Source organism: Phreatobacter sp. AB_2022a (genome assembly GCF_026847585.1).
Classification (GTDB): Bacteria; Pseudomonadota; Alphaproteobacteria; order Rhizobiales; family Phreatobacteraceae; genus Phreatobacter.
Genome location: NZ_JAPSET010000043.1, coordinates 38810 through 60921, shown reverse-complemented (window position 1 = coordinate 60921; position 22112 = coordinate 38810). Strand labels below are relative to the sequence as shown.

Annotated in this window: 25 protein-coding genes and 1 other RNA gene; 15 read left to right on the top strand and 11 right to left on the bottom strand. The window is 68.3% G+C overall.

Annotated elements, in window-relative coordinates; genetic code table 11:
- Window positions 1–1245 (bottom strand): DNA polymerase III subunit gamma/tau (locus tag OZ671_RS24995; protein WP_268863234.1); only part of this gene is annotated, 1245 nt, incomplete at its 3' end.
- A gap of 20 nt (window positions 1246–1265) precedes the next feature.
- An RNA gene (gene ffs / locus OZ671_RS24990) (signal recognition particle sRNA small type) lies at window positions 1266–1361 on the bottom strand.
- A 59-nt stretch (window positions 1362–1420) separates the two neighbouring features.
- Between ffs and OZ671_RS24985 the strand changes: the two genes are divergently transcribed.
- Together OZ671_RS24985 and nudC are read left to right on the top strand one after the other, a co-directional pair.
- On the top strand, window positions 1421–1840 hold the full coding sequence (locus OZ671_RS24985) for an HIT family protein (RefSeq protein ID WP_268863233.1): 420 nt from the start codon (window positions 1421–1423) through the stop codon (window positions 1838–1840).
- A 122-nt stretch (window positions 1841–1962) separates the two neighbouring features.
- Window positions 1963–2949, top strand: coding sequence for an NAD(+) diphosphatase (gene nudC / locus OZ671_RS24980; RefSeq protein WP_268863232.1), 987 nt, complete (start codon window positions 1963–1965; stop codon window positions 2947–2949).
- On the opposite strand, the gene OZ671_RS24975 is transcribed toward nudC, so the two are convergent.
- The 3 genes from OZ671_RS24975 to OZ671_RS24965 form a co-directional block, all read right to left on the bottom strand.
- Window positions 2939–3832: a LysR family transcriptional regulator gene (locus tag OZ671_RS24975; protein ID WP_268863231.1), complete on the bottom strand. Its 894-nt coding sequence runs from the start codon at window positions 3830–3832 to the stop codon at window positions 2939–2941. The two genes, nudC and OZ671_RS24975, sit on opposite strands and share 11 nt — an antisense overlap.
- 42 nt (window positions 3833–3874) lie before the next feature.
- Window positions 3875–4738: a prephenate dehydratase gene (locus OZ671_RS24970; RefSeq protein WP_268863230.1), complete on the bottom strand. Its 864-nt coding sequence runs from the start codon at window positions 4736–4738 to the stop codon at window positions 3875–3877.
- Window positions 4739–4892: 154 nt separating this feature from the next.
- A complete protein-coding gene (locus OZ671_RS24965; protein ID WP_268863229.1) occupies window positions 4893–5627 on the bottom strand; it encodes a 3-deoxy-manno-octulosonate cytidylyltransferase in 735 nt (244 codons plus the stop codon).
- Window positions 5628–5815: 188 nt separating this feature from the next.
- Between OZ671_RS24965 and OZ671_RS24960 the strand changes: the two genes are divergently transcribed.
- From OZ671_RS24960 to OZ671_RS24920, 9 genes are all read left to right on the top strand, one after another.
- Window positions 5816–6358 carry a c-type cytochrome gene (locus OZ671_RS24960; RefSeq protein WP_268863228.1) on the top strand — a complete coding sequence of 181 codons (543 nt, stop codon included), beginning with the start codon at window positions 5816–5818 and terminating at the stop codon, window positions 6356–6358.
- 225 nt (window positions 6359–6583) lie between these two features.
- Window positions 6584–7279 carry a response regulator transcription factor gene (locus tag OZ671_RS24955; protein WP_038305257.1) on the top strand — a complete coding sequence of 232 codons (696 nt, stop codon included), beginning with the start codon at window positions 6584–6586 and terminating at the stop codon, window positions 7277–7279.
- Window positions 7280–7302: 23 nt separating this feature from the next.
- Window positions 7303–9090, top strand: coding sequence for a stimulus-sensing domain-containing protein (locus tag OZ671_RS24950; RefSeq protein WP_442957124.1), 1788 nt, complete (start codon window positions 7303–7305; stop codon window positions 9088–9090).
- Between the two features lie 3 nt (window positions 9091–9093).
- On the top strand, window positions 9094–9537 hold the full coding sequence (locus OZ671_RS24945; RefSeq protein ID WP_268863227.1) for an HPr kinase/phosphorylase: 444 nt from the start codon (window positions 9094–9096) through the stop codon (window positions 9535–9537).
- Between the two features lie 147 nt (window positions 9538–9684).
- Window positions 9685–10086 (top strand): PTS sugar transporter subunit IIA, encoded by a 402-nt coding sequence (locus OZ671_RS24940; RefSeq protein WP_038305249.1) that lies wholly within the window; start codon window positions 9685–9687, stop codon window positions 10084–10086.
- Window positions 10087–10156: 70 nt separating this feature from the next.
- A complete protein-coding gene (locus tag OZ671_RS24935; RefSeq protein ID WP_038305247.1) occupies window positions 10157–10483 on the top strand; it encodes an HPr family phosphocarrier protein in 327 nt (108 codons plus the stop codon).
- Window positions 10484–10711: 228 nt separating this feature from the next.
- The gene (locus OZ671_RS24930; RefSeq protein ID WP_103169550.1) at window positions 10712–11248 is read left to right on the top strand and encodes a TIGR00645 family protein; all 537 of its coding nucleotides are present in this window, start codon (window positions 10712–10714) and stop codon (window positions 11246–11248) included.
- A 10-nt stretch (window positions 11249–11258) separates the two neighbouring features.
- Window positions 11259–11966 (top strand): class I SAM-dependent methyltransferase, encoded by a 708-nt coding sequence (locus OZ671_RS24925; RefSeq protein WP_268863226.1) that lies wholly within the window; start codon window positions 11259–11261, stop codon window positions 11964–11966.
- Window positions 11967–12076: 110 nt separating this feature from the next.
- A complete protein-coding gene (locus OZ671_RS24920; RefSeq protein WP_268863225.1) occupies window positions 12077–13219 on the top strand; it encodes an aminotransferase in 1143 nt (380 codons plus the stop codon).
- A gap of 23 nt (window positions 13220–13242) precedes the next feature.
- Here the strand turns inward: OZ671_RS24920 and OZ671_RS24915 are convergent, their stop codons facing one another.
- The 6 genes from OZ671_RS24915 to ubiE form a co-directional block, all read right to left on the bottom strand.
- On the bottom strand, window positions 13243–13674 hold the full coding sequence (locus OZ671_RS24915) for an RrF2 family transcriptional regulator (RefSeq protein WP_268863224.1): 432 nt from the start codon (window positions 13672–13674) through the stop codon (window positions 13243–13245).
- Between the two features lie 170 nt (window positions 13675–13844).
- The gene (gene dut / locus OZ671_RS24910; protein ID WP_268863223.1) at window positions 13845–14303 is read right to left on the bottom strand and encodes a dUTP diphosphatase; all 459 of its coding nucleotides are present in this window, start codon (window positions 14301–14303) and stop codon (window positions 13845–13847) included.
- Window positions 14304–14355: 52 nt separating this feature from the next.
- A complete protein-coding gene (gene coaBC, locus OZ671_RS24905) occupies window positions 14356–15558 on the bottom strand; it encodes a bifunctional phosphopantothenoylcysteine decarboxylase/phosphopantothenate--cysteine ligase CoaBC (protein WP_268863222.1) in 1203 nt (400 codons plus the stop codon).
- Between the two features lie 239 nt (window positions 15559–15797).
- The gene (locus OZ671_RS24900) at window positions 15798–17243 is read right to left on the bottom strand and encodes an AMP nucleosidase (protein ID WP_268863221.1); all 1446 of its coding nucleotides are present in this window, start codon (window positions 17241–17243) and stop codon (window positions 15798–15800) included.
- Window positions 17244–17285: 42 nt separating this feature from the next.
- Window positions 17286–18854 carry a 2-polyprenylphenol 6-hydroxylase gene (gene ubiB / locus OZ671_RS24895; protein ID WP_268863220.1) on the bottom strand — a complete coding sequence of 523 codons (1569 nt, stop codon included), beginning with the start codon at window positions 18852–18854 and terminating at the stop codon, window positions 17286–17288.
- Window positions 18855–18856: 2 nt separating this feature from the next.
- Entirely contained in the window at window positions 18857–19609 is a 753-nt protein-coding gene (gene ubiE, locus OZ671_RS24890; protein ID WP_268863219.1) for a bifunctional demethylmenaquinone methyltransferase/2-methoxy-6-polyprenyl-1,4-benzoquinol methylase UbiE, read from the bottom strand.
- A 144-nt stretch (window positions 19610–19753) separates the two neighbouring features.
- On the opposite strand from ubiE, the gene mutM reads away from it, so the two are divergent.
- From mutM to rnpA, 4 genes are all read left to right on the top strand, one after another.
- Entirely contained in the window at window positions 19754–20623 is an 870-nt protein-coding gene (gene mutM / locus OZ671_RS24885; protein ID WP_268863218.1) for a bifunctional DNA-formamidopyrimidine glycosylase/DNA-(apurinic or apyrimidinic site) lyase, read from the top strand.
- 14 nt (window positions 20624–20637) lie between these two features.
- Window positions 20638–21255, top strand: coding sequence for a glutathione S-transferase family protein (locus OZ671_RS24880; RefSeq protein ID WP_268863217.1), 618 nt, complete (start codon window positions 20638–20640; stop codon window positions 21253–21255).
- A 214-nt stretch (window positions 21256–21469) separates the two neighbouring features.
- Window positions 21470–21604 carry a 50S ribosomal protein L34 gene (gene rpmH / locus OZ671_RS24875; protein WP_038305233.1) on the top strand — a complete coding sequence of 45 codons (135 nt, stop codon included), beginning with the start codon at window positions 21470–21472 and terminating at the stop codon, window positions 21602–21604.
- 48 nt (window positions 21605–21652) lie between these two features.
- Entirely contained in the window at window positions 21653–22078 is a 426-nt protein-coding gene (gene rnpA, locus OZ671_RS24870; protein WP_268863216.1) for a ribonuclease P protein component, read from the top strand.
- The last annotated feature ends 34 nt before the right edge of the window (window positions 22079–22112 follow it).

The following is a 22112-nucleotide window of genomic DNA, read 5'->3' as shown; positions in this document are numbered from 1 at the left end:
GGCCGCGCCGCCGTCGGCCAGCATGCGCAGCGCCTCGTCGGGCGTCGGCAGGTCGGCGGCATAAGCGATGCGCACCAGGACCATGTCGGCCGAGGCGAAGGGTTTGGGCGAGCGGGCGACCTCCTCGATGCCTTTCATCAGCATCTGCCAGGCCCGCGTCAGCACCCGATGCGACAGCTTGGCGGCGAAGTCGCGGCCGCGATTGCGTTCGGTCTCGCTGAACGACAGGTCGTCGGCGGCTTCGCGCACCACCTTCACGCGCGTGACGAAATGAACGAATTCGGCGAGCTCGGTGAGCACGATCTCGGGATCGGCGCCGTCGTCGTACTGGCTCTTCAGCTCGGCCATGGCGGCCGCGATGTCGCCGGCCATCAGGTGCTGGAACAGATCGATCACCCGCGCCCGGTCGGCAAGGCCGAGCATGCGGCGGACCTCGTCGGCGCCGACCTTGCCGGCGCCAGTCCCGCCGATGCTATGGGCAATGGCCTGATCGAGGATCGACAGGCTGTCGCGCACCGAGCCTTCACCGGCGCGCGCGATCAGGCCGAGCGCGTCGGCCTCGACCTCCACCTTTTCCTTTTCGCAGATCGTCTGCAGGTGCCGCACCAGGACGTCGGCGTCGACGCGCCTCAAGTCGAAGCGCTGGCAGCGCGACAGCACGGTCACCGGCACCTTGCGGATCTCGGTGGTCGCGAACATGAACTTCACATGCGCCGGCGGCTCCTCCAGCGTCTTCAGGAAGGCGTTCCACGCCTTCTCCGAGAGCATGTGGACCTCGTCGACGATATAGACCTTGTAGCGCGCCGAGACCGGGGCATAGCGGGCGCCGTCGGTGATCGCCCTGACATCGTCGATGCCGGTATGGGAGGCCGCGTCGATCTCCATGACGTCGACGTGCCGGCCTTCCATGATCGCCTGGCAGTGGATGCCGGGGCGGGCGAGATGGATCGACGGCTTGTCGACCTCGCCGGGCAGTTCGTAGTTGAGGGCCCGGGCCAGGATGCGGGCGGTGGTGGTCTTGCCCACCCCGCGCACGCCGGTAAACACATAGGCCTGGGCGATGCGGCCCGTGTCGAAGGCATTCGACAGCGTACGGACCATGGCTTCCTGGCCGATCAGGTCCTCGAAGCTCTGGGGGCGGTACTTGCGGGCGAGCACCCGATAGCTCGCGCCATGGCTCGCGCTTTGCGCGGGTTCCTGAACCCCGAGATCGAACCCGGGTTCGTTCTCGGGCGTTGAATCCATTGCGCGCTCGGCTGTGTGAAGTGGGAGGCTGACACGCGACCCGAAACGGGCTCGTTACGGCTGCTTCCTTCCGGACCTGACCGGGTTGGCGAGAGTCTCGTCCACCGCCAACCTCCCGAGGTCTATATGGAGCGTCAGGCCGCCGAACTCAAGCCGATTCGAAAGAGACCCCCGAATGAACAGCGACGACAGCTTCGAACTGGACCCCCGGCTCGCCGCCGATACCGAGCGGGTGGCCGATCTCGCGCTTTGCCGCGTCGGATTGATGAACGATGCGACCTATCCCTGGCTGATTCTGGTGCCGCGGCGCGCGAGCGTCACCGAAATCGTCGACCTGACGCCCTATGACGCGACGCTGTTGATGGACGAGGTCAGGGTGGCGTCGCGCGTCCTGCGCGACCTCACCCGTTGCGACAAGCTGAACGTCGCGGCCCTCGGCAACATGGTGCCGCAACTGCATGTCCATGTCATCGCGCGGTTTCGTGGCGATCCGGCCTGGCCGGCGCCGGTCTGGGGCAAGGCGCCGGCTGAAGCCTATGGCGACGCGCCGAAGGCGGCGCTCGTCGAGGCCCTGCGCGCCGGCTTCGGTGCCTGAGCGCCGAAATCGCGCCGCATCGATGTCCTCCGCGCAGGGCTCTCCGTCGGATGACGCGTTGCCTGGAGGACCCGGGCCGTGCGAGCGTCCGCCAACCTGGATCGATCAAAGAAGCCGCCGCCATGCCCGCCTACGACCCGATGCCCAAGCTGCCCGAGATCAGCCTGGGCTATACCGAGAACTTCCTCGACCGGATGAGCGCCAAACGCGGCGACGAGGCCTGGGTTGCGGCCACCCTCGCCGATCCGCGTGCGCGGCTCTACCTGTTCGGCGGCGAGATGCCGGTGCTGCGCCGCGACGGCGACATGGGCGATCCTCTGTTCACGCTGGCGGAAGCCGAGCCTTTCGGCCCCGGCCTGGAGACCGTGTTTCTCGGCCTTGCCAACGGCGCGCCGCGTTTCGGCCGGCTCCTGCCCGACTTCGCCAAGCCCGACCCTCAGGCCTATCGCATTCCCGAGGTGCAGCTCGCCGATCCGACCCTGCTCGTCACCGACATGCGCACGGTCGCCGTCTCCGGCCAGGTCGCGAGCCATCATCTCGGGCCGATGGCCGAGGCCAAGGCGGTGCTCTACTGGCACGCCACGCACCGCTTCTGCGGCCGCTGCGGCGTGCAGTCGGTGCCGACCCAGGCGGGCTGGCGGCGCGACTGCCCGGCCTGCAAGGCGCAGCATTTCCCGCGCACCGATCCGGTGGTGATCATGCTGCCGGTCGATGGCGACCGCTGCCTGATGGGGCGCCAGCGGCGCTTTCCTCCCGGCATGTATTCGGCACTGGCCGGCTTCCTGGAACCCGGCGAGACCATTGCCGACGCGGTCCGCCGGGAGATCATGGAGGAGGCGCATGTTTCGGTCGGCCGGGTCGGCTATCTGTTCGACCAGCCCTGGCCGTTCCCGGGATCGCTGATGATCGGCTGTCATGCCGAGGCCACCTCGCGGGAGATCGAGATCGACACCGAGGAGCTTGAACACGCGCGCTGGTTCACGCGCGAGGAATGCTGGATGATGCTGGCCCGGCAGCATCCCGAGCGCCTGTCGTGCCCGCCGCCGATCGCCATCGCCCATCACCTGATCCGGGCTTTCGTCGACAATGGCCTGGTGATCAGGAGCTGAATCGGCGCTTGACCAGCGCGACCGCCTCGGCGTCGCGCGAGCCGGGCGGTTGCGGCAGGAAGGCGCAGACCGTGATCCAGGGCTGGAGGCCGGACGCTTCGGTGAGCGGCAGGACTGCCGCGCCCTCGACCGCTACGGCCTTGGCGATGTCGCTCGGCACCAGCGCCGAGCCGAGGCCGAGCGCGACCAGCGCGATCACCGACGGCCAGGTGCGGGCAGCCTGCGCGAGATAGGGTTCCGTGCCCGTTGCCCTGAGCGCGGCGACGAGGCCGTCATGGGCGAGCGGCGCCTCCTCCTGCGCGAGCATCACCAGCGGCTTGCGCGCAAGGCCGGGCAGGCTGGCGCTGCGCCGCAGATGGGCCTCGGCCGCGGGTACGACCGCCGACCAGGCCGAGCGCGCCACCACCACATGGTCGAGCCGTGGGGTGGCGGCGACCGGCGGGGTGAGGAAGCCGAGCACCAGCCGGCCTGCGGCGAGCGCTCTGGCCTGGTCGGGGCCGGACATGTCGTGAAACTGTGGCCTGAGGCCGGCTTCGGCCCAGGCCGGGTCCTCGACCAAGCTGCGGGCCGGGCCGAACAGGGCGCCGCTGGCAACCCCGATTGCCACCGCGGCGGGGCGTGTGGCCACGGCGCGGGCCAGCCGCTCGGCCCGCTCGCCGGCAGCGAGCGCGAGACGGGCCTCGGCCACGAAGGCTTCGCCCGCCGGCGTCGCGGTCACCACCCGGCCGGAATGGTCGAACAGCAGCGCGCCGACCCGCCGTTCGAGCTGGGCGATGCGTGCGGTCACCGTGCGTTTGCCGAGCCCACCGGCCGCCGTGCCGGCCTTGCCGAGATCGCCGGTCTCGGCGAGGGCGACGGCGAGGCGGAAGGTTTCATGATCCATGGCGCGACCTTCGGTCAGGGGAGGCGGCCATGGCCGCAGGGCCTATTCGGCGATCTGCTTTTCGACCTCGTTCCGCCAGGGATGCTGCGGGTAGACGCCGAGAATGGTCAGCTCCTTGGCGAAGAAGGCGAGCTCCTCCAGCGCCAGCTTCACCGGCCGGTCGTCGGGATGGCCCTCGATCTCGGCATAGAACTCGGTGGCGACGAAGCGCCCGCCGATCATGTGGCTCTCCAGCTTGGTCATGTTGACGCCATTGGTGGCGAAGCCGCCCATCGCCTTGAACAGCGCCGCCGGCACGTTGCGCACCTGGAAGACGAAGCTCGTCAGGCAGTTCTGGCCGGGCGCCGCCCAGATCTTCTGGCGTGACAGGATGACGAACCGCGTCGTGTTGTGGGCGGCGTCCTCGATATCCTCGGCGAGGATGTCGAGACCGTAGACCTCGGCGGCGAGCCGCGGCGCGATCGCCGCCTGCGTCGGATCGCCGGCCTCCGCCACCTCCCGCGCCGAACCGGCGGTGTCGCCGGACACGACCGGCTTCAGGCCGAGCTTGCGGATCATCAGCCGGCACTGGCCGATGCCCATGATGTGGCTGCGTGCCGACTTGATGGTGGCGAGCGAGGCGCCCTTGATGGCCATCAGCTGGAAGCGGATCGGCAGGAAATATTCGCCGATGATGCTGAGCCCGGCATGCGGCAGCAGGTGGTGCACGTCGGCGACGCGGCCGGCGATCGAGTTTTCGATCGGGATCATGCCGAGATCGGCATCGCCGTTCTGCACGGCGGCGAAGGCGTCCTCGAAGCTCGGGCAGGGCAGCACGTCGGCGTTCGGAAACACATCCTTGGCCGCGATGTGCGAATTGGCTCCGAGTTCTCCCTGGAAGGAGACACGCTTCGGCGCGAGGATCATGGGACGCGAGCTCCGCTCAGGGTCGTTGGGGTCGAAGAAGACGAAGTTCTGGAACACGAAATCTGCAGCCGGACGATGGCTCGCCGGTCGCCGGGGGGCGGGGCGGTCGGTGCCGGTTCGGCCAGGGATGCCGGGCTGCGTCATGGCTGCTCTATCAGGATGCGGCGATCAGTGCACGCGCCCGTTCGAGCTCGGCCGGCGTGTCGACGCCGAGCGGCACGGTGTCGACCACCGCGACGTCGATGCGCATGCCGTTCTCCAGCGCCCTGAGCTGTTCCAGCCGTTCGCGCTGTTCCAGGGGGGCCGGCGGCAGGGAGACGAAGCGCTCGAGCGCGGCGCGCCGATAGGCGTAGAGGCCGATGTGGTGATAGAGCGGCCCCTCGCCCGACGGGGCGGTGGCGCGGCTGAAATAGAGCGCCCTCAGACGCCTTTCGCCGACCGGCGTGCCGATCGCCTTGACCACGGCGGGATTGGACACCTCCTCGGGACGCACGATGACCGCCGCGAGCGTGCCGATATCGACGGCGGGATCGTCGAGCAGCTGCGCCGCGGCGCTGACGATGCCGGGATCGAGGGTCGGCAGGTCGCCCTGGACGTTGATGATGCGCTCGAACCGGCGATCGGGGTCGACGAGGTCGGCGGCCTCGCGGATCCGGTCGGATCCGGTCGGATGGTCGGCCCGGGTCATGACGGCCTCGCCGCCGGCGGCCTCGACCACCTTGAGGATCTCGTCCGAATCGGTCGCCACCACCACCCGTCCCAGACCGGCCGCGGCGGCCCGCCGCATGACGTGCACGATCATCGGCAGGCCGCAAATGTCGGCCAGCGGCTTGCCGGGCAGGCGCGATGCGCTCATGCGGGCTGGAATGAGGACGATAGAGGTTGTCATCGAGGGATTTTGGGGTAGAAGGCCAGTTTGGAGGTGTCCAAAAGAAGCATGCGCGAGGCGTGCTTATACGGGTTGCCTCAGGAGGAGCAAATTGGATAGTGTCCGCGCCGAATTGGCCGGCCTCATCCGCGCGGGTTTCCGCGGGTTCTTTATGTCGAAGCGTCGCCGGTTGCCAGGAGCTTGTCCCGATGGACGGATTTGAATTCAATAAGGTCGCGATGGCCGTCCTCCTGGTCGGGGTCGGCACGCTCGGCACCAGCATTCTGGCGAATGACTTCATCTACAAGGCCGCCAAGCCCGCCAAGCCCGGCTTCGAGGTCGCGGTGCAGGAAGCGCCGAGCGCGGCTCCCGCCGCGGCCGCTGCGCCGGCCAAGCCGATCGCCGAGGTGATGGCTTCGGCCAATGCCGCCAACGGCCAGGCGGTGTTCCGCCAGTGCCAGGCCTGCCACAACGCCGCGAAGGGCGGCCCGAACGGCGCCGGCCCGAATCTCTATGGCGTCGTCAATCGCCCCCATGCCGGTTCGCCCGGCTTCAACTATTCCGCGGCGATGAAGGGCAAGAGCTCGGATCCCTGGACCTTCGAGGCCCTGTTCGCCTTCCTCGCCTCGCCGCGCACCGCGGTGCCGGGCACGACCATGTCGTTTGCCGGCATCCGCTCCGAGCAGCAGCGCGCCGATCTTCTCGCCTGGCTCGCCCAGCAGGCCGATACGCCGGTCGAACTGCCGCGCTGAGCGCGCCGGCCGTTCCCGTCAGATGCAAGGCCGGGGCTCGCCCCGGCCTTTTGCTTTGACCATGACGGCCCGCGAAAGGTGGGTTTACCGAGCGGATTCAAAGCAGAATCGGTGTCAAATCGGGCCATGACATTGGTCCGCCATGGCATTATCCTGAGCGAGTCCCACTTTCGCCACGCTTAGCCCGTTCGAACGGCAGGTCTTGCCCCTATTCAAGGTTGAACAATGCCGACCATCGCACTCGTCGACGACGACCGGAACATTCTGACCTCGGTCGCGATCGCGCTCGAAGCTGAAGGTTACCGGATCGTGACCTACAACGACGGTGCCTCGGCGCTGGACGGCTTCAAGCAGTCGCCGCCCGATCTCGCCATCCTCGACATCAAGATGCCGCGCATGGACGGCATGGAGCTGTTGCGCCGGCTGCGCCAGAAGACCGACATGCCGGTCATCTTCCTCACCTCCAAGGATGAGGAGATCGACGAGCTGTTCGGCCTGAAGATGGGCGCGGACGATTTCATCCGGAAGCCGTTCTCGCAGCGCCTTCTGGTCGAGCGCGTCAAGGCGGTTCTGCGGCGGGCTCAGGCCAAGGACCCCGCGGCCGAGCCGCGCGCCGACGCCAAGGTGCTGGAGCGCGGCAAGCTGCGCATGGATCCGGAGCGCCATACCTGCACCTGGGACGGCCATCAGGTGACGCTCACGGTGACCGAATTCCTCATCCTGCAGGCGTTGGCCCAGCGCCCGGGCGTGGTCAAGAGCCGCAACGCGCTGATGGACGCGGCTTACGATGATCAGGTCTATGTCGACGACCGGACGATCGACAGCCACATCAAGCGTCTGCGCAAGAAGTTCAAGGTGGTCGACGACGATTTCGAAATGATCGAGACGCTCTACGGCGTCGGCTATCGTTTCAAGGAGTGAGGCGGCCGGATCAGCCCTGGATCATGCTCGACCGGACGCCGCCCTCAAGCCTCGAAGGCTCGCAAGTGGCCCTGAACATGCGGCCGGCCCGGCCATGGTCCCGGCTCGTCCACATTCTGGCGCGTGGCATGCGCGCGGTGCTGAACCGCTCGTTTTCGAGCCTCACCCGCCGCATCGTGCTGCTCAACCTCGCCGGACTGGTGGCGCTGGTCTCCGGCATTCTCTGGCTGTCGCAGTTCCGCGCCGGCCTCATCGAATCGCGGGTGCAGAGCCTGCTGGTGCAGGGCGAGATCATCGCCGGCGCCATCGCAGCCTCGGCGGCGGTCGACGGCTCGGTGATCCCGATCGATCCGGACAAGCTGTTCGAAATGCAGCTCGGCGGCTCCGGCGCGTCGGTGGACGATCCCGGCGCCCTGCTCGAATTCCCGATCAATCCGGAGCGGGTGGCACCGGTCCTGCGCCGCCTGACCGGCCCGACCGAGACCCAGGCGCGCATCTACGACCGCGAGGGCAACCTCATCCTCGACAGCCGCAACCTCTATGGCCGCGGCGATATCTCCACCTTCGACCTGCCGCCGATCGGCCAGAAGCCGCCCTTCTACGAGAAATGGTGGAACGAGATCCGCCGCTTCCTGCGCGGCGGCGGCGACTTCCCGATCTACCGCGACGTCGGCTTCCGCAATGGCAAGATCTATCCGGAGGTCGCCCAGGCGCTGAACGGCCAGAAGGCCAGCATGGTCCGGGTCAACGACCGCGGCGAGGTGGTGGTGTCCGTGGCGATCCCGGTCCAGCGCTTCCGCGGCGTGCTTGGCGTGCTCCTGCTCAACACCCAGGGCGGCGAGATCGACGCCGTCATCGATGCCGAACGCCTGCAGGTGCTGCGCGTCTTCCTGGTCGCGGCGCTTGTCATGGTGGTCCTGTCGGTCCTGATGGCGCGCACCATTGCCGGCCCGGTGCGCAAGCTGGCCGCCGGCGCGGAAAAGGTGCGCCGCCAGCACCGCTCGCGCGAGGAGATCCCGGATTTCTCGCACCGCCGCGACGAAATCGGCCATCTCTCGCGCTCGCTGCGCGACATGACCGACGCCCTCTATGCCCGCATCGCGGCGATCGAGAGCTTTGCCGCCGACGTCGCGCACGAGCTGAAGAACCCGCTGACCTCGCTGCGCTCGGCGGTGGAAACCCTGCCGCTGGCCAAGACGGACAGCTCGCGCGCGCGCCTCCTGGAGGTGATCCAGCACGATGTCCGCCGGCTCGACAGGCTGATCACCGACATTTCCGATGCGAGCAGGCTCGACGCCGAACTGCAGCGGCAGGAGGCGACCAAGGTCGACCTGTCGCGCCTGCTCGGCACGATCGTCACCATCGCCAACGAGGTGAAGCGCGACGACGGCGTCAAGGTCTCCCTCGGTTTCGAGGGCGGCAAGCCGCAGGACTTCGTGGTGCCCGGCCATGACAGCCGCATCAGCCAGGTGATCACCAACCTCATCGACAATGCCCGCTCGTTCTCGAGCCAGGGCGGCGAGGTGCGGGTCACCGCCCGCAAGCTGAAGGGCGCCATCGAGATCATCGTCGACGATGACGGGCCGGGTATCCGACCGGATGCCCTGCAGCGCATCTTCGAGCGCTTCTATACCGACCGGCCGCACCAGGACTACGGCCAGAATTCCGGCCTCGGCCTGTCGATCTCGCGGCAGATCATCGAGGCCCATGGCGGTCGCATCTGGGCCGAGAACCGGCCGGGGCCGGCCGATGCCGAGGGCGAGCCGACAAGCCTTGGCGCGCGTTTCGTCGTGCGCCTGCCGGCGGCCTGAGCCATGCCCGGGCCTGCCACCGTTCATGCCACGGCGGTCCTGGTCGATGCCAAGGCGGTGCTGATTCGCGGCGCCTCGGGGGCCGGCAAGTCGCGCCTGGCGCTCGGCCTGATCGATGCGGCCGGCCCGGCCGGTCCGCGCTTCGCGCGGCTCATTGCCGACGACCGCGTGCTCTTGGAAGCGGCCGGCGGCCGACTCATCGTACGGGCACCGGTACCGATCGCCGGCCTCGTCGAGCAACGGGGCCGCGGCGTCGTGTCCCGCGCCTACGAGGCCGTGGCGGTGGTCGGCCTGATCGTCGATCTCGACGCTGCCGATGCGGCGCGCATGCCCGAGGGCACCGCGCTCGAAACGGTTGTGGAGGGCGTCACGGTGTCGCGCCTGCCGGTCGCCAGCGGTTGCGATCCGCTGCCGCTTGTGCTCTCGCTATTGAAGGAACGACGATAAAGAGGGGCTCTCGTTGCGGGCACTGTTGCTGCGGCGCACCAATCCACGGTCCTTGGCGAGGACAGGCCTTGCACTTGCTGATGACATGGTGATCATATCCGCCTCTTTTGTGGTCAAGCGCGCAGGTTCCCGCGCGCGGAGTGCCGGATGATCGGTCTCGTCATCGTCACGCATGGTCAACTCGCAATCGAGTTCCGCGCCGCCATGGAACATGTGGTGGGACCACAGCGTCAGGTCGAAACAGTGGCCATCGGGCCGAACGACGACATGGATCAGCGGCGGCGCGACATCATCGCCGCCGTCGACCGTGTCGATAGCGGCGACGGCGTCGCCGTGCTCACCGACATGTTCGGCGGCACGCCGTCCAATCTCGCCATTTCCGTGATGAACGGCCGGGCGGTCGAAGTGATCGCCGGCATCAACCTGCCCATGCTGGTCAAGCTTGCCACGGTGCGCGGCGAGAAGCCGCTGCAGGAGGCGGTGCTGCACGCGCAGGAAGCGGGTCGCAAATATATCAATATCGCCAGCCGGGTCCTCGCCGGCCATTGAGGCCTTCGGCGCGGCGCGGCTCAATGTCACCGGGCGCCGCGCGGCGCCGTTCAGGAGCCGAGGAACCCCCGTGTCGACGCCGGATGAGGAAACCGACTGTCCGCCGGCTGCGCCGGCCGCCGAAGGCGAGGTCGTCCGCGAGGTGCCGATCCTCAACAAGCGGGGCCTGCATGCGCGGGCATCGGCCAAGTTCGTCGCCTGCGCCGACCGGTTCGACGCCGCGGTCAAGGTGTCGCGCTGCGGCGAGACCGTGGATGGAACCTCCATCATGGGCCTGATGATGCTGGCTGCCGGCATCGGCACGTCGATCACCGTGCGGGCCACCGGCCGCGAGGCGAACGAGGCCGTCGATGCCATCGCCTCCCTCGTCGCCGATCGCTTTGGCGAGGGGGAATAGCCGGCCTCGCGCGCGCGACGTGCGCTTCGGTCAACCTATCCCGTTGACATCGGCCGCCAAACGCGGTTGTCGAAGTCCAAGATCCATCCGCAATCTGTGGATTGCGCATGGTCCTTGCGCCCGGCATCGGTCCGCGCGCCCCGATTTCGGGCGGCGGGCAGGCGCCGGAAAAAGACAGCCCGGCCCGGCCCGCTTGCCGTGCTGCATTGCACATGCGAGAAAATCCCGATGAGTGACGCTGAGTCCGTCAAGTCGCGCGCCGAGGGCTCGCCCGGCGCCCGCGCGGTCGAGAGGTTCCTGTTCGCCAGCCGCTGGCTGATGGCGCCGTTCTATATCGGCCTCGTCATCGCGCTGACCCTGCTGGTCATTACCTTCGTGCGCGAGCTCGTCCACCTCGTCACGCATATTCCGAGCGCCAAGGAATCGGACGTCATCCTGGGCATCCTGACGCTGGTCGACCTGTCGCTTGCCGCCAACCTCGTCATCATGGTGGTGTTCTCGGGCTACGAGAACTTCATCTCGAAAATGCACAACGTGCACGAGGATGATCGTCCGGAATGGATGGGCACCATCGATTTTTCCGGCCTGAAGCTGAAACTGCTGGCCTCGATCGTCGCGATCTCGGCGATCCACCTTCTGAAGGCCTTCATGAATGTCTCGGCCATGTCGGATCGCGATCTGATGTGGCTCGTCGGCATCCATGTCGTCTTCGTCGTCTCCGGCGTGTTCCTGGCCTTGTCGGACAAACTCTCGGACGCGCATTGACGGGGGCCCGATGACCGACTGGCGCTCCTTCTGGGACGGCGAGCACGCGATCTACGTCAATGCCCGTCACAAGGACGTGCACTACCGGGCGATCGCCGATGGCATCCTGGCGCATCTGGCGGCGACCGGGGCCGGCCGCGATGCCGTGGTGCTCGATTATGCCTGCGGCGAGGCGCTGGAGGCTGGCCGGGTCGCGGCGGCGGCCGGACGCCTCGTGCTGTGCGACGGCGCGCCCTCGGTCGTCGCCAGGCTGAAGGATCATTTCGACGGCCTCGGCAAGGTCGTGAGCGTGCTGCCGGAAGACCTCGACGAGGTGCTCGCGGACCATGCGGCCGATCTGATCGTCGTCTCCTCGCTGATCCAATATCTCACACGCGCCGAATTCGGCGCGCTGCTGGACCGGTTCAGGGCGAAGCTGAAGCCGTCGGGGCGGCTCGTCATTGCCGATGTCATTTCGCCCGATACCGGCATCGTCGCCGACGTCGGCTCCCTCCTGCGCAACGGTCTCGCCAATGGTTTCCTGATGGCGGCTGTCGCAGGTCTCGCCGCCACCGCCGTCTCGCCCTATCGCAAGATCCGCAGCGAGCTCGGCCTCTCGACCTATTCCGAAAGCGACATGCTCGAGCTGTTCGGCGAGCACGGTTTCGCGGCCGCTCGCCACCCGGTCAATCTCGGCCTGACGCCGCACCGGATGACCTTCGTGGCGCGGCCGAACTGATCGCGCCGGATGGGCTCGGCCGCCGCCCGCTCGAATTGACTCGTGGCGGAGCTTTCTGCATACCGATCGTCCCGTTCGTCGAAACGAACGACACAGGCTCCGGTAGTCCCATGAACCCGATCTTTGCCGATATTCCGACCACGGTCTTCGAGGTCATGTCGCAGCTTGCCCGTGAGACGGGCGCGATCAATCTCGGCCAGGGCTTTCCGGACGATCCCGGCCCGGAAGACGTGCGGCGGAAGGCGGCCGAGGCCGTCATCTCGGGCTGGAACCAGTATCCGCCGATGATGGGCCTGCCGGAACTGCGCGAGGCGGTGGCGGCGCACTATGCGAGGTTCCAGGACCTGGCGCTCGATGCCGACCGCGAGGTCATGATCACCTCGGGGGCGACGGAAGCGATCGCCGGTGCGTTGTTCGCGCTGATCGAGCCGGGCGACGAGGTCGTGCTGTTCCAGCCGATGTACGATGCCTACCTGCCGCTGGTGAAGCGGGCCGGCGGCGTGCCGCGCTTCGTCACCTTGCGGCCGCCGCACTGGCGCTTCAGCGAAGCTGATCTTGCCGCCGCCTTCTCCGAGCGGACCAAGGTCGTGCTGTTCAACAATCCGCTCAATCCCTCGGCCTCGGTATTCCCGCGCGAGGATCTCGAGCTGCTCGGCCGGTTCTGCACGCGCTTCGGCGCCACCGTCGTCTCCGACGAGGTCTGGGAACATGTCGTCTTCGACGGCCGGCGCCACGTCTCGGTCCTGGCGGTCGACACGCTGCGCGAGCGGGCGGTGAAGATCGGCTCGGCCGGCAAGATCTTTTCGCTGACCGGCTGGAAGGTCGGTTTCGTCGCGGCCGCGCCGGCCCTGATGAAGGTGCTGGCGAAGGCCCACCAGTTCCTGACCTTCACCACGCCGCCGAACCTGCAGGCGGCGGTCGCCTACGGCCTCGCCAAGGACGACGGCTATTTCACCGCCATGCGCGCCGATCTCGGACGTGCGCGCGACCTGTTCGCCAAGGGCCTTGCCGCCGCCGGCTTCGATGTCCTGCCGAGCGCGGCGACCTATTTCATCAATGTCGACCTCGCCGGCGCGGGCATTGCCGACGACGTCGCCTTCTGCCGCAAGCTGGTCACCGACCATGGCGTCGCGGCGATCCCGGTCTCCGCCTTCTATGCCGAGACGCCGGTCACCTCGGTCGTGCGTTTCTGCTTCGCCAAGAAGGACGAAATGCTGAACGGCGCCCTCGAACGGCTCGCCCGCGTGTTCTGAAACCGCGCCGGGCCGGCCGGTTCTCAGGCCGGCGCCAGCGACGGCATTCCGCGCGCGGGGTCGAGCGCGGCGGCGCACAGATCCGCCACCGCGACCCGGTCGAGCTCGGCGAAGAAGCGGCGCTCGGCCTCGGCGATTGCCGGTTCCACCACCGAGGTCATCAGGACGGTCGCCTCCTCGGCATCGTCCTCGCTGACGGTGGTGACTGCGCGGACGATCTCGCCGCAGCTGATCTTGCGGCCGTCGCGCGCAATGTCGTAGCCGCCGCGCGGGCCGCGCATGCCGCGCAGAATGCCGGCGCGCACCAGGTTCTGCAGCAGGGGCTCCAGATGGCGCGGCGGCAGCGCGTGCCGCTGCGCCAGGGCTTTTGCCGCCACCGGCGCCTCGCGCCCATGGATGGCAATGTCGACGACAGCCGCTATGGCCAACCGGCCGCGGCGGGACAGGACGGGCATGGATACCTCAGCCACAAGGGCCAATGTCGCGCTAACGTAGATTTCACTTTGCGGAAGGTGAGCACATGTTACCTGACTCAGAACAGGCGTGTTTTGCATACGACCTGTGATTGCAGCGCAGGGGTCATGTCCGAACGTGGGGTCGTACTGGCCCGGAATTTGCGACGTGGTTAACGGCCGGTTGAGCCGAAACCGCCGCTGCCGCGGTCGGTTTCATCGAGATTTTCGGCCAAAAGCAGCGCTGCCCTGGTCACCGGCGCAATGACCAGCTGGGCGATGCGTTCGCCGCGGCGGATCGTCACGGGTTGCTCTCCCAGGTTGATCAGGATGACTTTCACCTCTCCGCGATAATCGGAATCGACCGTGCCGGGCGCATTGGCGACGGTCAGGCCATGCTTCAGGGCGAGCCCCGAGCGCGGCCGCACCTGACCCTCGAAACCGCCGGGGATCGCAAGGACGAGGCCGGTCGGCACCGCCGCCCGCTCCGCCGGCGCGAGCACCAGCGGCATGTCCTCGGCGAGGGCCGCGACCAGATCCATGCCGGCGCTGCCCTCGGTCTGGTGGGCGGGCAGGGGAAGGCCTTCGGCATGGGCGAGCCGGCGAACCGGGATGGCGAGCGGCGATGTCATGATGTCTCGACGGCTTGAGGGCGGCAGGACGATGTCGCGGCAAGGGCCGCGGCTACAGCTTCTTGGCAATGAGCCGGACCAGGTTGCGGGCAACCTCGTCCTTGGATTGTCGGGTCCAGCTTTCGACCCCCTCGGCCGAGACGATATGCACGGTATTGGCGTCGCCGCCGAAGGTGCCCGTCGCCGTGCCGACATCATTGGCGACGATCAGGTCCGAGCCCTTGCGGGCGAGCTTGGCCCGGGCATTGTCGATCACGTCGTCGGTCTCCGCTGCGAAGCCGACGACGACGCGCGGCCGCTGCGTCGGGTGCCGGGCGATGGTGGCGAGAATGTCGGGATTTTCGACGAAGCCGAGGCTCGGCGGGCCGGCCGGCCCCTTCTTCAGCTTGCCGCCGGCGACCTCGGCAACCCGCCAGTCGGCGACCGCAGCGGCGAACACCGCGACGTCGGCGGGCAGCGCCGCTTCGACCGCCGCCATCATGTCGCGGGCGCTCTCGACATGAACGACGTCGACGCCGACCGGGTCGGGCAAGGCAACCGGACCGGACACCAGCGTCACCGAGGCGCCCGCCTCGGCCGCGGCGCGGGCGATGGCATGGCCCTGCTTGCCCGACGAATTGTTGGAAATGTAGCGCACCGGATCGATCGCCTCGCGCGTCGGGCCCGAGGTGACCACCACGCGCTTGCCTTGCAGCGGCCGGCTCACCGCCGGATCCTGCATCATCCGCTCGATGGTGGCGATGATCTCGTGCGGTTCGGCCATGCGGCCCGGACCGAACTCGCCGCAGGCCATGCCGCCGTCGTTCGGGCCGACCGTCTCAACGCCGTCGCCCTTGAGGATGGCGAGATTGCGCTGGGTGGCGGGATTGAGCCACATGCGCACGTTCATCGCCGGGGCGAGCAGCACCCGCTTGTCGGTCGCCAGGAGCGCGGTCGAGGCGAGGTCATTGGCGAGGCCATGGGCCATCTTGGCCATGAGATCGGCCGTCGCCGGCGCCACCACCAGGAGATCGGCATCACGCGACAGCTCGATATGGCCCATCTCCGCCTCGTCGGTCAGCGAGAACAGCTCCTGGTGCACCTTGGCGCCCGACAGCGAGCCGACCGACAGGGGGGTGACGAATTCGGCCCCGGCCCTGGTCAGGATGCAGTGCACGCTGGCACCGCGATCCTGCAGCCGCCGGATCAGCTCGAGCGACTTGTAGGCGGCGATGCCGCCGCCGATGATCAGAAGGATCCGCTTGGACTGGAGCATGATGATGGGTCCGGGCGCGACAGGTGCGCGAGCCTAATGTCGTGATTTCGACGTCCGCTTCGTTTTGATATCAGGCGCGGCGCGAACTTCGAAATCAAAAACGACACCAGAAATCAATAAGTTGCTAGTGTCCTTATGAACTTGAAATTCGCTCCGCGCGATATCGGGCTATGGCGAATTTCAGGTTCAGGACACTAGCCGGTTGGAGGGGCCGATCAAGCTCGCCTTGCGAGGGGTGTTCAGCGGAACGGCGGTTCGTCGAAGCTTCTGAGCTTGCGTGAATGGATGGCCCCGCCGGTCCGTTTCAGCCGCTCGATGGCGTCGAGGCCGACCAGCAGGTGCTGCGCGACCGCATTGGCATAGAAGGTGTTGGCGGCGCCCGGCAGCTTGATCTCGCCGTGCAGGGGCTTGTCGGAAACGCAGAGCAGCGTGCCGTAGGGCACGCGGAGCCGATAGCCCTGGGCTGCGATCGTGCCGCTCTCCATGTCGACGGCGATGGCGCGCGAGAGGTTGATCAGCTGTTTTTCCTGGGTGTAGCGCAGCTCCCAGTTGCGGTCGTCATTGGTCACCACGGTGCCGGTGCGCAGGCGATGCTTGAGCTGTTCGCCGCTCGCGCCGGTGACGGCGGCGCAGGCTTCCTGCAGGGCGGTCTGGATCTCGGCGAGCGCCGGGATCGGGATTTCCGGCGGCAGCAGGCCGTCCAGGATGCGGTCGCGCCGGAGATAGGCATGGGCCAGCACATAGTCGCCGATCTCCTGGGCCTGGCGCAGGCCGCCGCAATGGCCGACCATCAGCCAGCAATCCGGCCGCAGCACGGCAAGATGGTCGGTCATGTTCTTGGCATTGGACGGGCCGACGCCGATATTGACCAGCGTCACGCCGGGGGTGCCCGCCCGTTCCAGATGATAGGCCGGCATCTGGAAGCGATGCCAGGCCGAGATGGCGATGCGCTCGGCGGCGCCCTCCAGGCTGCCGCGGTCGACGCTGAGCCCGCCCGGCGCGACCAGCCGCTCGGCCCGCCCTTCCGCGATCTCGGTCACCGCCCAGGCGACGAACTGGTCGACATAGCGGTGGTAGTTGGTCAGCAGGATCCAGGGCTGCACCGCGCGCCAGTCGGTGCCGGTGTAGTGGACGATCCGGCGCAGCGAATAGTCGACCCTGACGGCATCGAACAGCGCCAGCGGCCGGCCGCTGACCGCCGGTCCCTCATAGGTGCCGTCGGCGATCTCGTCGCCGACGAGCGCCAGCAGCGGCACCGGAAAGAAGCGGGCGAGCTCGGCCGGCGTCGCATGGCCGGTGGCGAACTCGTTGCCGCCGTCGAGCACGTAGGGATAGGGGATTTCCTGGGTGCTCGGCCGGACCTCGATGGTCGCGCCATATTCGGAGACGAGCGGGCGGAGCTGGTCGAGCAGGTAGCGGCGGAAATCGCCCGGATGGGTCACGGTGGTCGTGTACAGCCCGGGATGGGCGAACTTGCCGTAGGCGCGCCGGTTGCGCGGCGCGGCGCGGTCGGGCGCATAGGTGACCGCGAGCTCGGGATAGACGAAGCGGGTGCGTTCGTCGGTGGAGGGCGGCGGGCCGCCGTCGACGAAGCGGGCGAGCGCGGCGCGCAGCGCCTGCGTCGCCTCGGCATAGAGCTCCTCGAGGCGGTCGACGGCGTTATCGGGTGTCAGCACTTGAACCATGACCGAACATAGTCGCTCGCGGCCGGCACCGGTAGGTGTCGCTCAGTCGAGGAACAGATGGGCCGCGAGCAGGAGCGCGATCAGCCAGAGCGCGACGGTGCTCCAGCGGTTGCGCCGGGCTTCGGCCTCGCCGATGCCCCTGAGCGATTGCGGTGCCAGCACGAAGCCGTCGCGGGTCAGTTCGTCGACCCGCTCCGACAGGCGGGCGGCCCGGTTGAGCAGGGCCGGCAGGTCGCCGGCCACCTTGGCGAGCACCCGCGCGCCTTCGCCGGCGTCCTGCAGGCGGCCGACCGGCCCGAGATTGCGGGTGATCCATTCGCGCACGACCGGCTCGGCGGTCGACCACATGTCGAGCCTTGGGTCGAGCGAACGGGCGACGCCTTCCACCACCACCATGGTCTTCTGCAGCAGGATCAGCTCGGTGCGGGTGGTCATGTCGAAAATGGCCGTCACCTCGAACAGCAGCGACAGGAGCTTGGCCATCGAGATCTGGTCGGCGGTGCGCGAATGGATCGGCTCGCCGATGGCACGGATCGCCTGGGCGAATTCGTCGACCGAATGGTGCGCCGGGACATAGCCGGCTTCGAAATGGACTTCGGCGACGCGCCGGTAGTCCTTGGTGATGAAGCCGAGCAGGATCTCGGCGAGGAAACGCCGTTCCTTCGGGCCGATCCGGCCCATTATCCCGAAATCGACAGCCACCAGATTGCCCGCGGCATCGGCGAACAGATTGCCCTGGTGCATGTCGGCGTGGAAGAAGCCGTCGCGCAGGGCATGGCGCAGGAAGCTCTGGATGACGGTGCGGCCGAGCGCCTGCGGATCGATGCCGGCGCGGGCGAGGCCGTCGCGGTCGGCGAGCCTGAGCCCGTCGATCCATTCGGTGGTCAGCACCAGCTTGCCGGTGCGGTTCCAGTCGACGATCGGCACCCGGAAGCCGGGATCGTCCCTGGTCCTTTCGGCCATTTCGGATGCCGCCGCCGCTTCCAGCCGCATGTCGAGCTCGAGCGCCATCGAGCGGGCGAGCGTGTCGACGATGCCGATCGGCCGCAGCCTTCGGCTGTCGGGCACGAACCGTTCCGCGAAGCGGGCGGCGAAATAATAGTCTGCGAGGTCGGCGCGGAAGCGGTCGGCGACCCCCGGCCGCAGCACCTTTACCGCAACCTCGCGTTCGCCCTCGCCGTCGCGGATGCGCGCGCGGTGCACCTGGGCGACGGAGGCGGCGGCGATCGCCGGGCCGAAGCTGGCGAACAGCGCGGCCGTCGGCTCGCCGAGCGTCTCGGCGACGATCCGCTCGGCGACGTCCTGCGCGAAGGGCGGCACCTGGTCCTGCAGGGCCTCCAGATCGTTCGCGATGGCCGTCCCGACCACGTCGGGACGGGTCGAGAGGAACTGGCCGAGCTTGACATAGGTCGGGCCGAGCCGGGTCAGGGCCGCGGTCAGCTTGTCGGAGCGCGTGCCGGCCCGGCGCCGCTCGATCAGCCGCGCGGCTCTCAGGCCGAGACGGGCCGGGCGGGGCAGGCTGTCGGCGTCAAGCAGGCCGAACACGCCCTCGCGGGCGAAAACATAGGCCGCGCGGCCGAGCCGCAGGACATGGAGGGTTGCGCCGAGCAAGGTCAGACCTTCCAGGCGCCGTGCAGATAGACGATGCCGCCGGTCATGGCGGTGGCTTCGACCCGGCCGAAGCCGGCCTTGGCGATCATGCCCGAAAAGGCCTCCGGCCGCGGAAACCTGCGGATCGATTCGACGAGATAGCGATAGGGCTCGGCATCGCCCGTCACCAGCCGGCCGAGCTGCGGGATGACGGCGAACGAATAGGCGTCGTAGATCCGGTCGAGGCCCGGCACGACCTCGGGAGAGAATTCCAGCACGAGCAGCCGGCCGCCGGGCCGGAGCACCCGATAGGCCTCCTCGAGCGCCAGCTGGATCCGCGGCACGTTGCGGATGCCGAAGGCGATCGTATAGCCGTCGAACGAGCCGCTCGGGAACGGCAGCGCCTCGGCATTGCCCTGGACGAATTCGACGCGGTGGTCGAGCCCGCGCTTCAGCGCGCGGTCGCGGCCGACCTTGAGCATCTCGGCATTGATGTCACAGACGGTCGCCGCGGCTTCCGCTCCCGCCGCGACGACCTTGAAGGCGACGTCGCCGGTGCCGCCGGCAACGTCCAGATGCGCGAAGGGGCGCGTCCTGGAAACGCCGAGCCGCGTCACCATCACGTCCTTCCAGATGCGATGCAGACCTGCGGACATCAGGTCGTTCATCAGGTCGTAGCGGCCGGCCACTTTATGGAAGACGTCGTCGACCAGGCCCTGCTTGGCGTCGAGATCGACGCGGGCATAGCCAAAATCGGTTTGCGGGGCGGCGGACATGAACGGGACCTCTTGCATGCGGCCGGACCATAGCGGAACCTCTTGGCGCGCGCTATGACGACGGGGGCGCGGGATCGCCTGCCGCGTGCCCATGCGTTCAACTCAGCATGCGTTCAACCCAGTCTGACGGGACGCGATCAGCCCATGCCGGAATTGCCCGAAGTCGAAACCGTCCGGCGCGGCCTCGTGCCGGTCATGGAGGGCGCGACCATCACCCGCGCCGAAGTGCGGCGCAAGGATCTGCGCTTCCCCTTTCCGGACGGGTTCCAGGAGCGGCTGACCGGCCGGCGCATCGAGAGCCTCGGCCGCCGGGCGAAATATCTGCTGGCCGACCTCGATGGCGGCGAGGTGGTGATCATGCATCTCGGCATGTCCGGCTCGTTCCGCATCGAGACGGCGGTCCAGGGCGACTTCCACCATGCCCGCTCGCGCGATGCCGCCCATGACCATGTGGTGTTCCACCTGAGCTCCGGCGCGACCGTGACCTACAACGACCCGCGCCGGTTCGGCTTCATGCTGCTTTCGGGCCGCGCCGCGCTCGCCGATCATCCGCTGTTCGCCCATCTCGGCGTCGAGCCGACGGGCAATGCCCTGTCCGCCGCCTATCTCGCCGAACGGTTCCGCGACAAGCAGGCGCCGCTGAAGGCGGCGCTGCTCGACCAGTCGATCATTGCCGGCCTCGGCAACATCTATGTCTGCGAGGCGCTGTTCCGCGCCGGCCTCGCCCCGACCCGCAAGGCCGGCAGCCTGGTGACCAAGGCGGGCGCCGCCACCGCCCGCCTGGAACGGCTGGTGCCGGTCATCCACGCGGTCATCGCCGAGGCGCTGGAAGCTGGCGGCTCGACCTTGCGCGACCATGCCCAGCCCTCCGGCGAGCTCGGCTATTTCCAGCACCGCTTCCAGATCTACGATCGCGAGGGTGAGGCCTGCCTCACCGCGGGCTGCCGCAGCACCGTGCGCCGCATGGTGCAGTCCAACCGCTCGACCTTCTATTGCCCGACCTGCCAGCGCTGAGGGAGATGGCCGCCATGCTGACGATCTGGGGGAGGGTGAATTCCTCCAATGTGCAAAAGGTGATGTGGTGCGTCGGCGAGCTCGGCCTGGAGCACTGCCGCATCGATGCGGGCCGCGAGTTCGGGGTGGTCGACGACCCCGACTACCGGGCGCGCAACCCCAATGGCCGGGTGCCGACGATCCTCGACGACGGCGTCACCTTGTGGGAATCCAACGCCATCTGCCGGCATCTGGCGCGCAAGCACGGCCGGCTGCTGCCGGCCGCTCTCGCCGACAAGGCGCGGGTCGACATGTGGATGGACTGGCAGCAGACCGAGGCCATGCCGGCGCTGAGCCCGGTCTTCTGGGGCCTCGTGCGCACCCCGCCGGAACGGCGCGACCAGGCTGCGATCGCGGACGGCAAGAAGAAGTCGATCGCGGCCATGACCATCCTCGACGCCGAGCTCGGCCGGCACAGCCATGTCGTCGGCAACACCTTTTCGGTGGCCGACATTCCGCTCGCCATCGTCGCCTATCGGTACTACGGGCTGATCCAGGACGGGCCGCGGCTCGCCCATCTCGATCGCTGGTACCGGCTGATGGCCGAACGGCCGGCCTTCGTCGCCCATGTCGGCAGCATTCCGCTGACCTGACGCGGCCCGCGCGGCGCGGCTTTCAGGCGGCCATTCCGGCCTGCGGCATCGGAACCTCTGCCCGCGCGTTGACTTTTCCATGCCGTCCTGCCTATAACCCGCCCGACTTGGGAGCGGCCCGCGCCCGAGGCGGGTTCCGTTTACGGCCTGCCTGAGGCGTGCCGACCCGAACCCCATCCGATCGTTTTGATCCAGATCCGCGCGGAGATGTCCCGTGAAACGCACCTACCAACCCTCCAAGCTCGTGCGCAAGCGCCGGCATGGCTTCCGCGCCCGCATGGCCACCAAGGGCGGCCAGCGCGTCCTCGCGGCGCGCCGTGCGCGTGGCCGCAAGCGCCTGTCGGCGTAACCCGACACGGCCGAGCTTTCGGCCGGTCCGCGTGACCGGAGGCCGACGATGACCGGTTTGACACCACCGAGCCGCCTCGTCCGCCGTGCCGACTTCATCGCCTGTTCCAAGGGCCGCCGTTTCCCAACGGCGGCCTTCGTCTTGCAGGAACGCCGGCGCGGCGACGACAAGGGTCCGCGCTTCGGCTTCACGGTGACCAAGAAGACCGGCGGGGCGGTGGAGCGCAACCGGATGCGCCGTCGCCTGAAGGAAGTGGTCCGCCTCGGCGCCCGCGACGCGGCGCAGCCGGGCTCCGACTACGTGCTGGTGCTGGGCCGTGCCGCCCTCGACCGGCCCTTCGAAAGCCTCGTCGCCGATCTCACCGAGGCGCTCCGCCGCGCCGCGGCGGCCAAAGCCGGGCCGAAGGCGAAGCCCGAGCGCACGCCGCACCGCAGTTCCGACAGCCCGTCCGGCGGCACGCCGCCGGCGCGCTGACCTTCCGATCCCTCTCGCCGCACCTGCATGGACC

What these genes read in the sequence shown, in the direction of transcription:
- OZ671_RS24985 (WP_268863233.1), top strand. Translation starts at nt 1,421, where the DNA reads ATGAACAGCGACGACAGCTTCGAACTGGACCCCCGGCTCGCCGCCGAT.
- nudC (WP_268863232.1), top strand. Translation starts at nt 1,963, where the DNA reads ATGCCCGCCTACGACCCGATGCCCAAGCTGCCCGAGATCAGCCTGGGC.
- OZ671_RS24975 (WP_268863231.1), bottom strand. Translation starts at nt 3,832, where the DNA reads ATGGATCATGAAACCTTCCGCCTCGCCGTCGCCCTCGCCGAGACCGGC.
- OZ671_RS24970 (WP_268863230.1), bottom strand. Translation starts at nt 4,738, where the DNA reads ATGATCCTCGCGCCGAAGCGTGTCTCCTTCCAGGGAGAACTCGGAGCC.
- OZ671_RS24965 (WP_268863229.1), bottom strand. Translation starts at nt 5,627, where the DNA reads ATGACAACCTCTATCGTCCTCATTCCAGCCCGCATGAGCGCATCGCGC.
- OZ671_RS24960 (WP_268863228.1), top strand. Translation starts at nt 5,816, where the DNA reads ATGGACGGATTTGAATTCAATAAGGTCGCGATGGCCGTCCTCCTGGTC.
- OZ671_RS24955 (WP_038305257.1), top strand. Translation starts at nt 6,584, where the DNA reads ATGCCGACCATCGCACTCGTCGACGACGACCGGAACATTCTGACCTCG.
- OZ671_RS24950 (WP_442957124.1), top strand. Translation starts at nt 7,303, where the DNA reads ATGCTCGACCGGACGCCGCCCTCAAGCCTCGAAGGCTCGCAAGTGGCC.
- OZ671_RS24945 (WP_268863227.1), top strand. Translation starts at nt 9,094, where the DNA reads ATGCCCGGGCCTGCCACCGTTCATGCCACGGCGGTCCTGGTCGATGCC.
- OZ671_RS24940 (WP_038305249.1), top strand. Translation starts at nt 9,685, where the DNA reads ATGATCGGTCTCGTCATCGTCACGCATGGTCAACTCGCAATCGAGTTC.
- OZ671_RS24930 (WP_103169550.1), top strand. Translation starts at nt 10,712, where the DNA reads ATGAGTGACGCTGAGTCCGTCAAGTCGCGCGCCGAGGGCTCGCCCGGC.
- OZ671_RS24925 (WP_268863226.1), top strand. Translation starts at nt 11,259, where the DNA reads ATGACCGACTGGCGCTCCTTCTGGGACGGCGAGCACGCGATCTACGTC.
- OZ671_RS24920 (WP_268863225.1), top strand. Translation starts at nt 12,077, where the DNA reads ATGAACCCGATCTTTGCCGATATTCCGACCACGGTCTTCGAGGTCATG.
- OZ671_RS24915 (WP_268863224.1), bottom strand. Translation starts at nt 13,674, where the DNA reads ATGCCCGTCCTGTCCCGCCGCGGCCGGTTGGCCATAGCGGCTGTCGTC.
- dut (WP_268863223.1), bottom strand. Translation starts at nt 14,303, where the DNA reads ATGACATCGCCGCTCGCCATCCCGGTTCGCCGGCTCGCCCATGCCGAA.
- coaBC (WP_268863222.1), bottom strand. Translation starts at nt 15,558, where the DNA reads ATGCTCCAGTCCAAGCGGATCCTTCTGATCATCGGCGGCGGCATCGCC.
- OZ671_RS24900 (WP_268863221.1), bottom strand. Translation starts at nt 17,243, where the DNA reads ATGGTTCAAGTGCTGACACCCGATAACGCCGTCGACCGCCTCGAGGAG.
- ubiE (WP_268863219.1), bottom strand. Translation starts at nt 19,609, where the DNA reads ATGTCCGCCGCCCCGCAAACCGATTTTGGCTATGCCCGCGTCGATCTC.
- mutM (WP_268863218.1), top strand. Translation starts at nt 19,754, where the DNA reads ATGCCGGAATTGCCCGAAGTCGAAACCGTCCGGCGCGGCCTCGTGCCG.
- OZ671_RS24880 (WP_268863217.1), top strand. Translation starts at nt 20,638, where the DNA reads ATGCTGACGATCTGGGGGAGGGTGAATTCCTCCAATGTGCAAAAGGTG.
- rnpA (WP_268863216.1), top strand. Translation starts at nt 21,653, where the DNA reads ATGACCGGTTTGACACCACCGAGCCGCCTCGTCCGCCGTGCCGACTTC.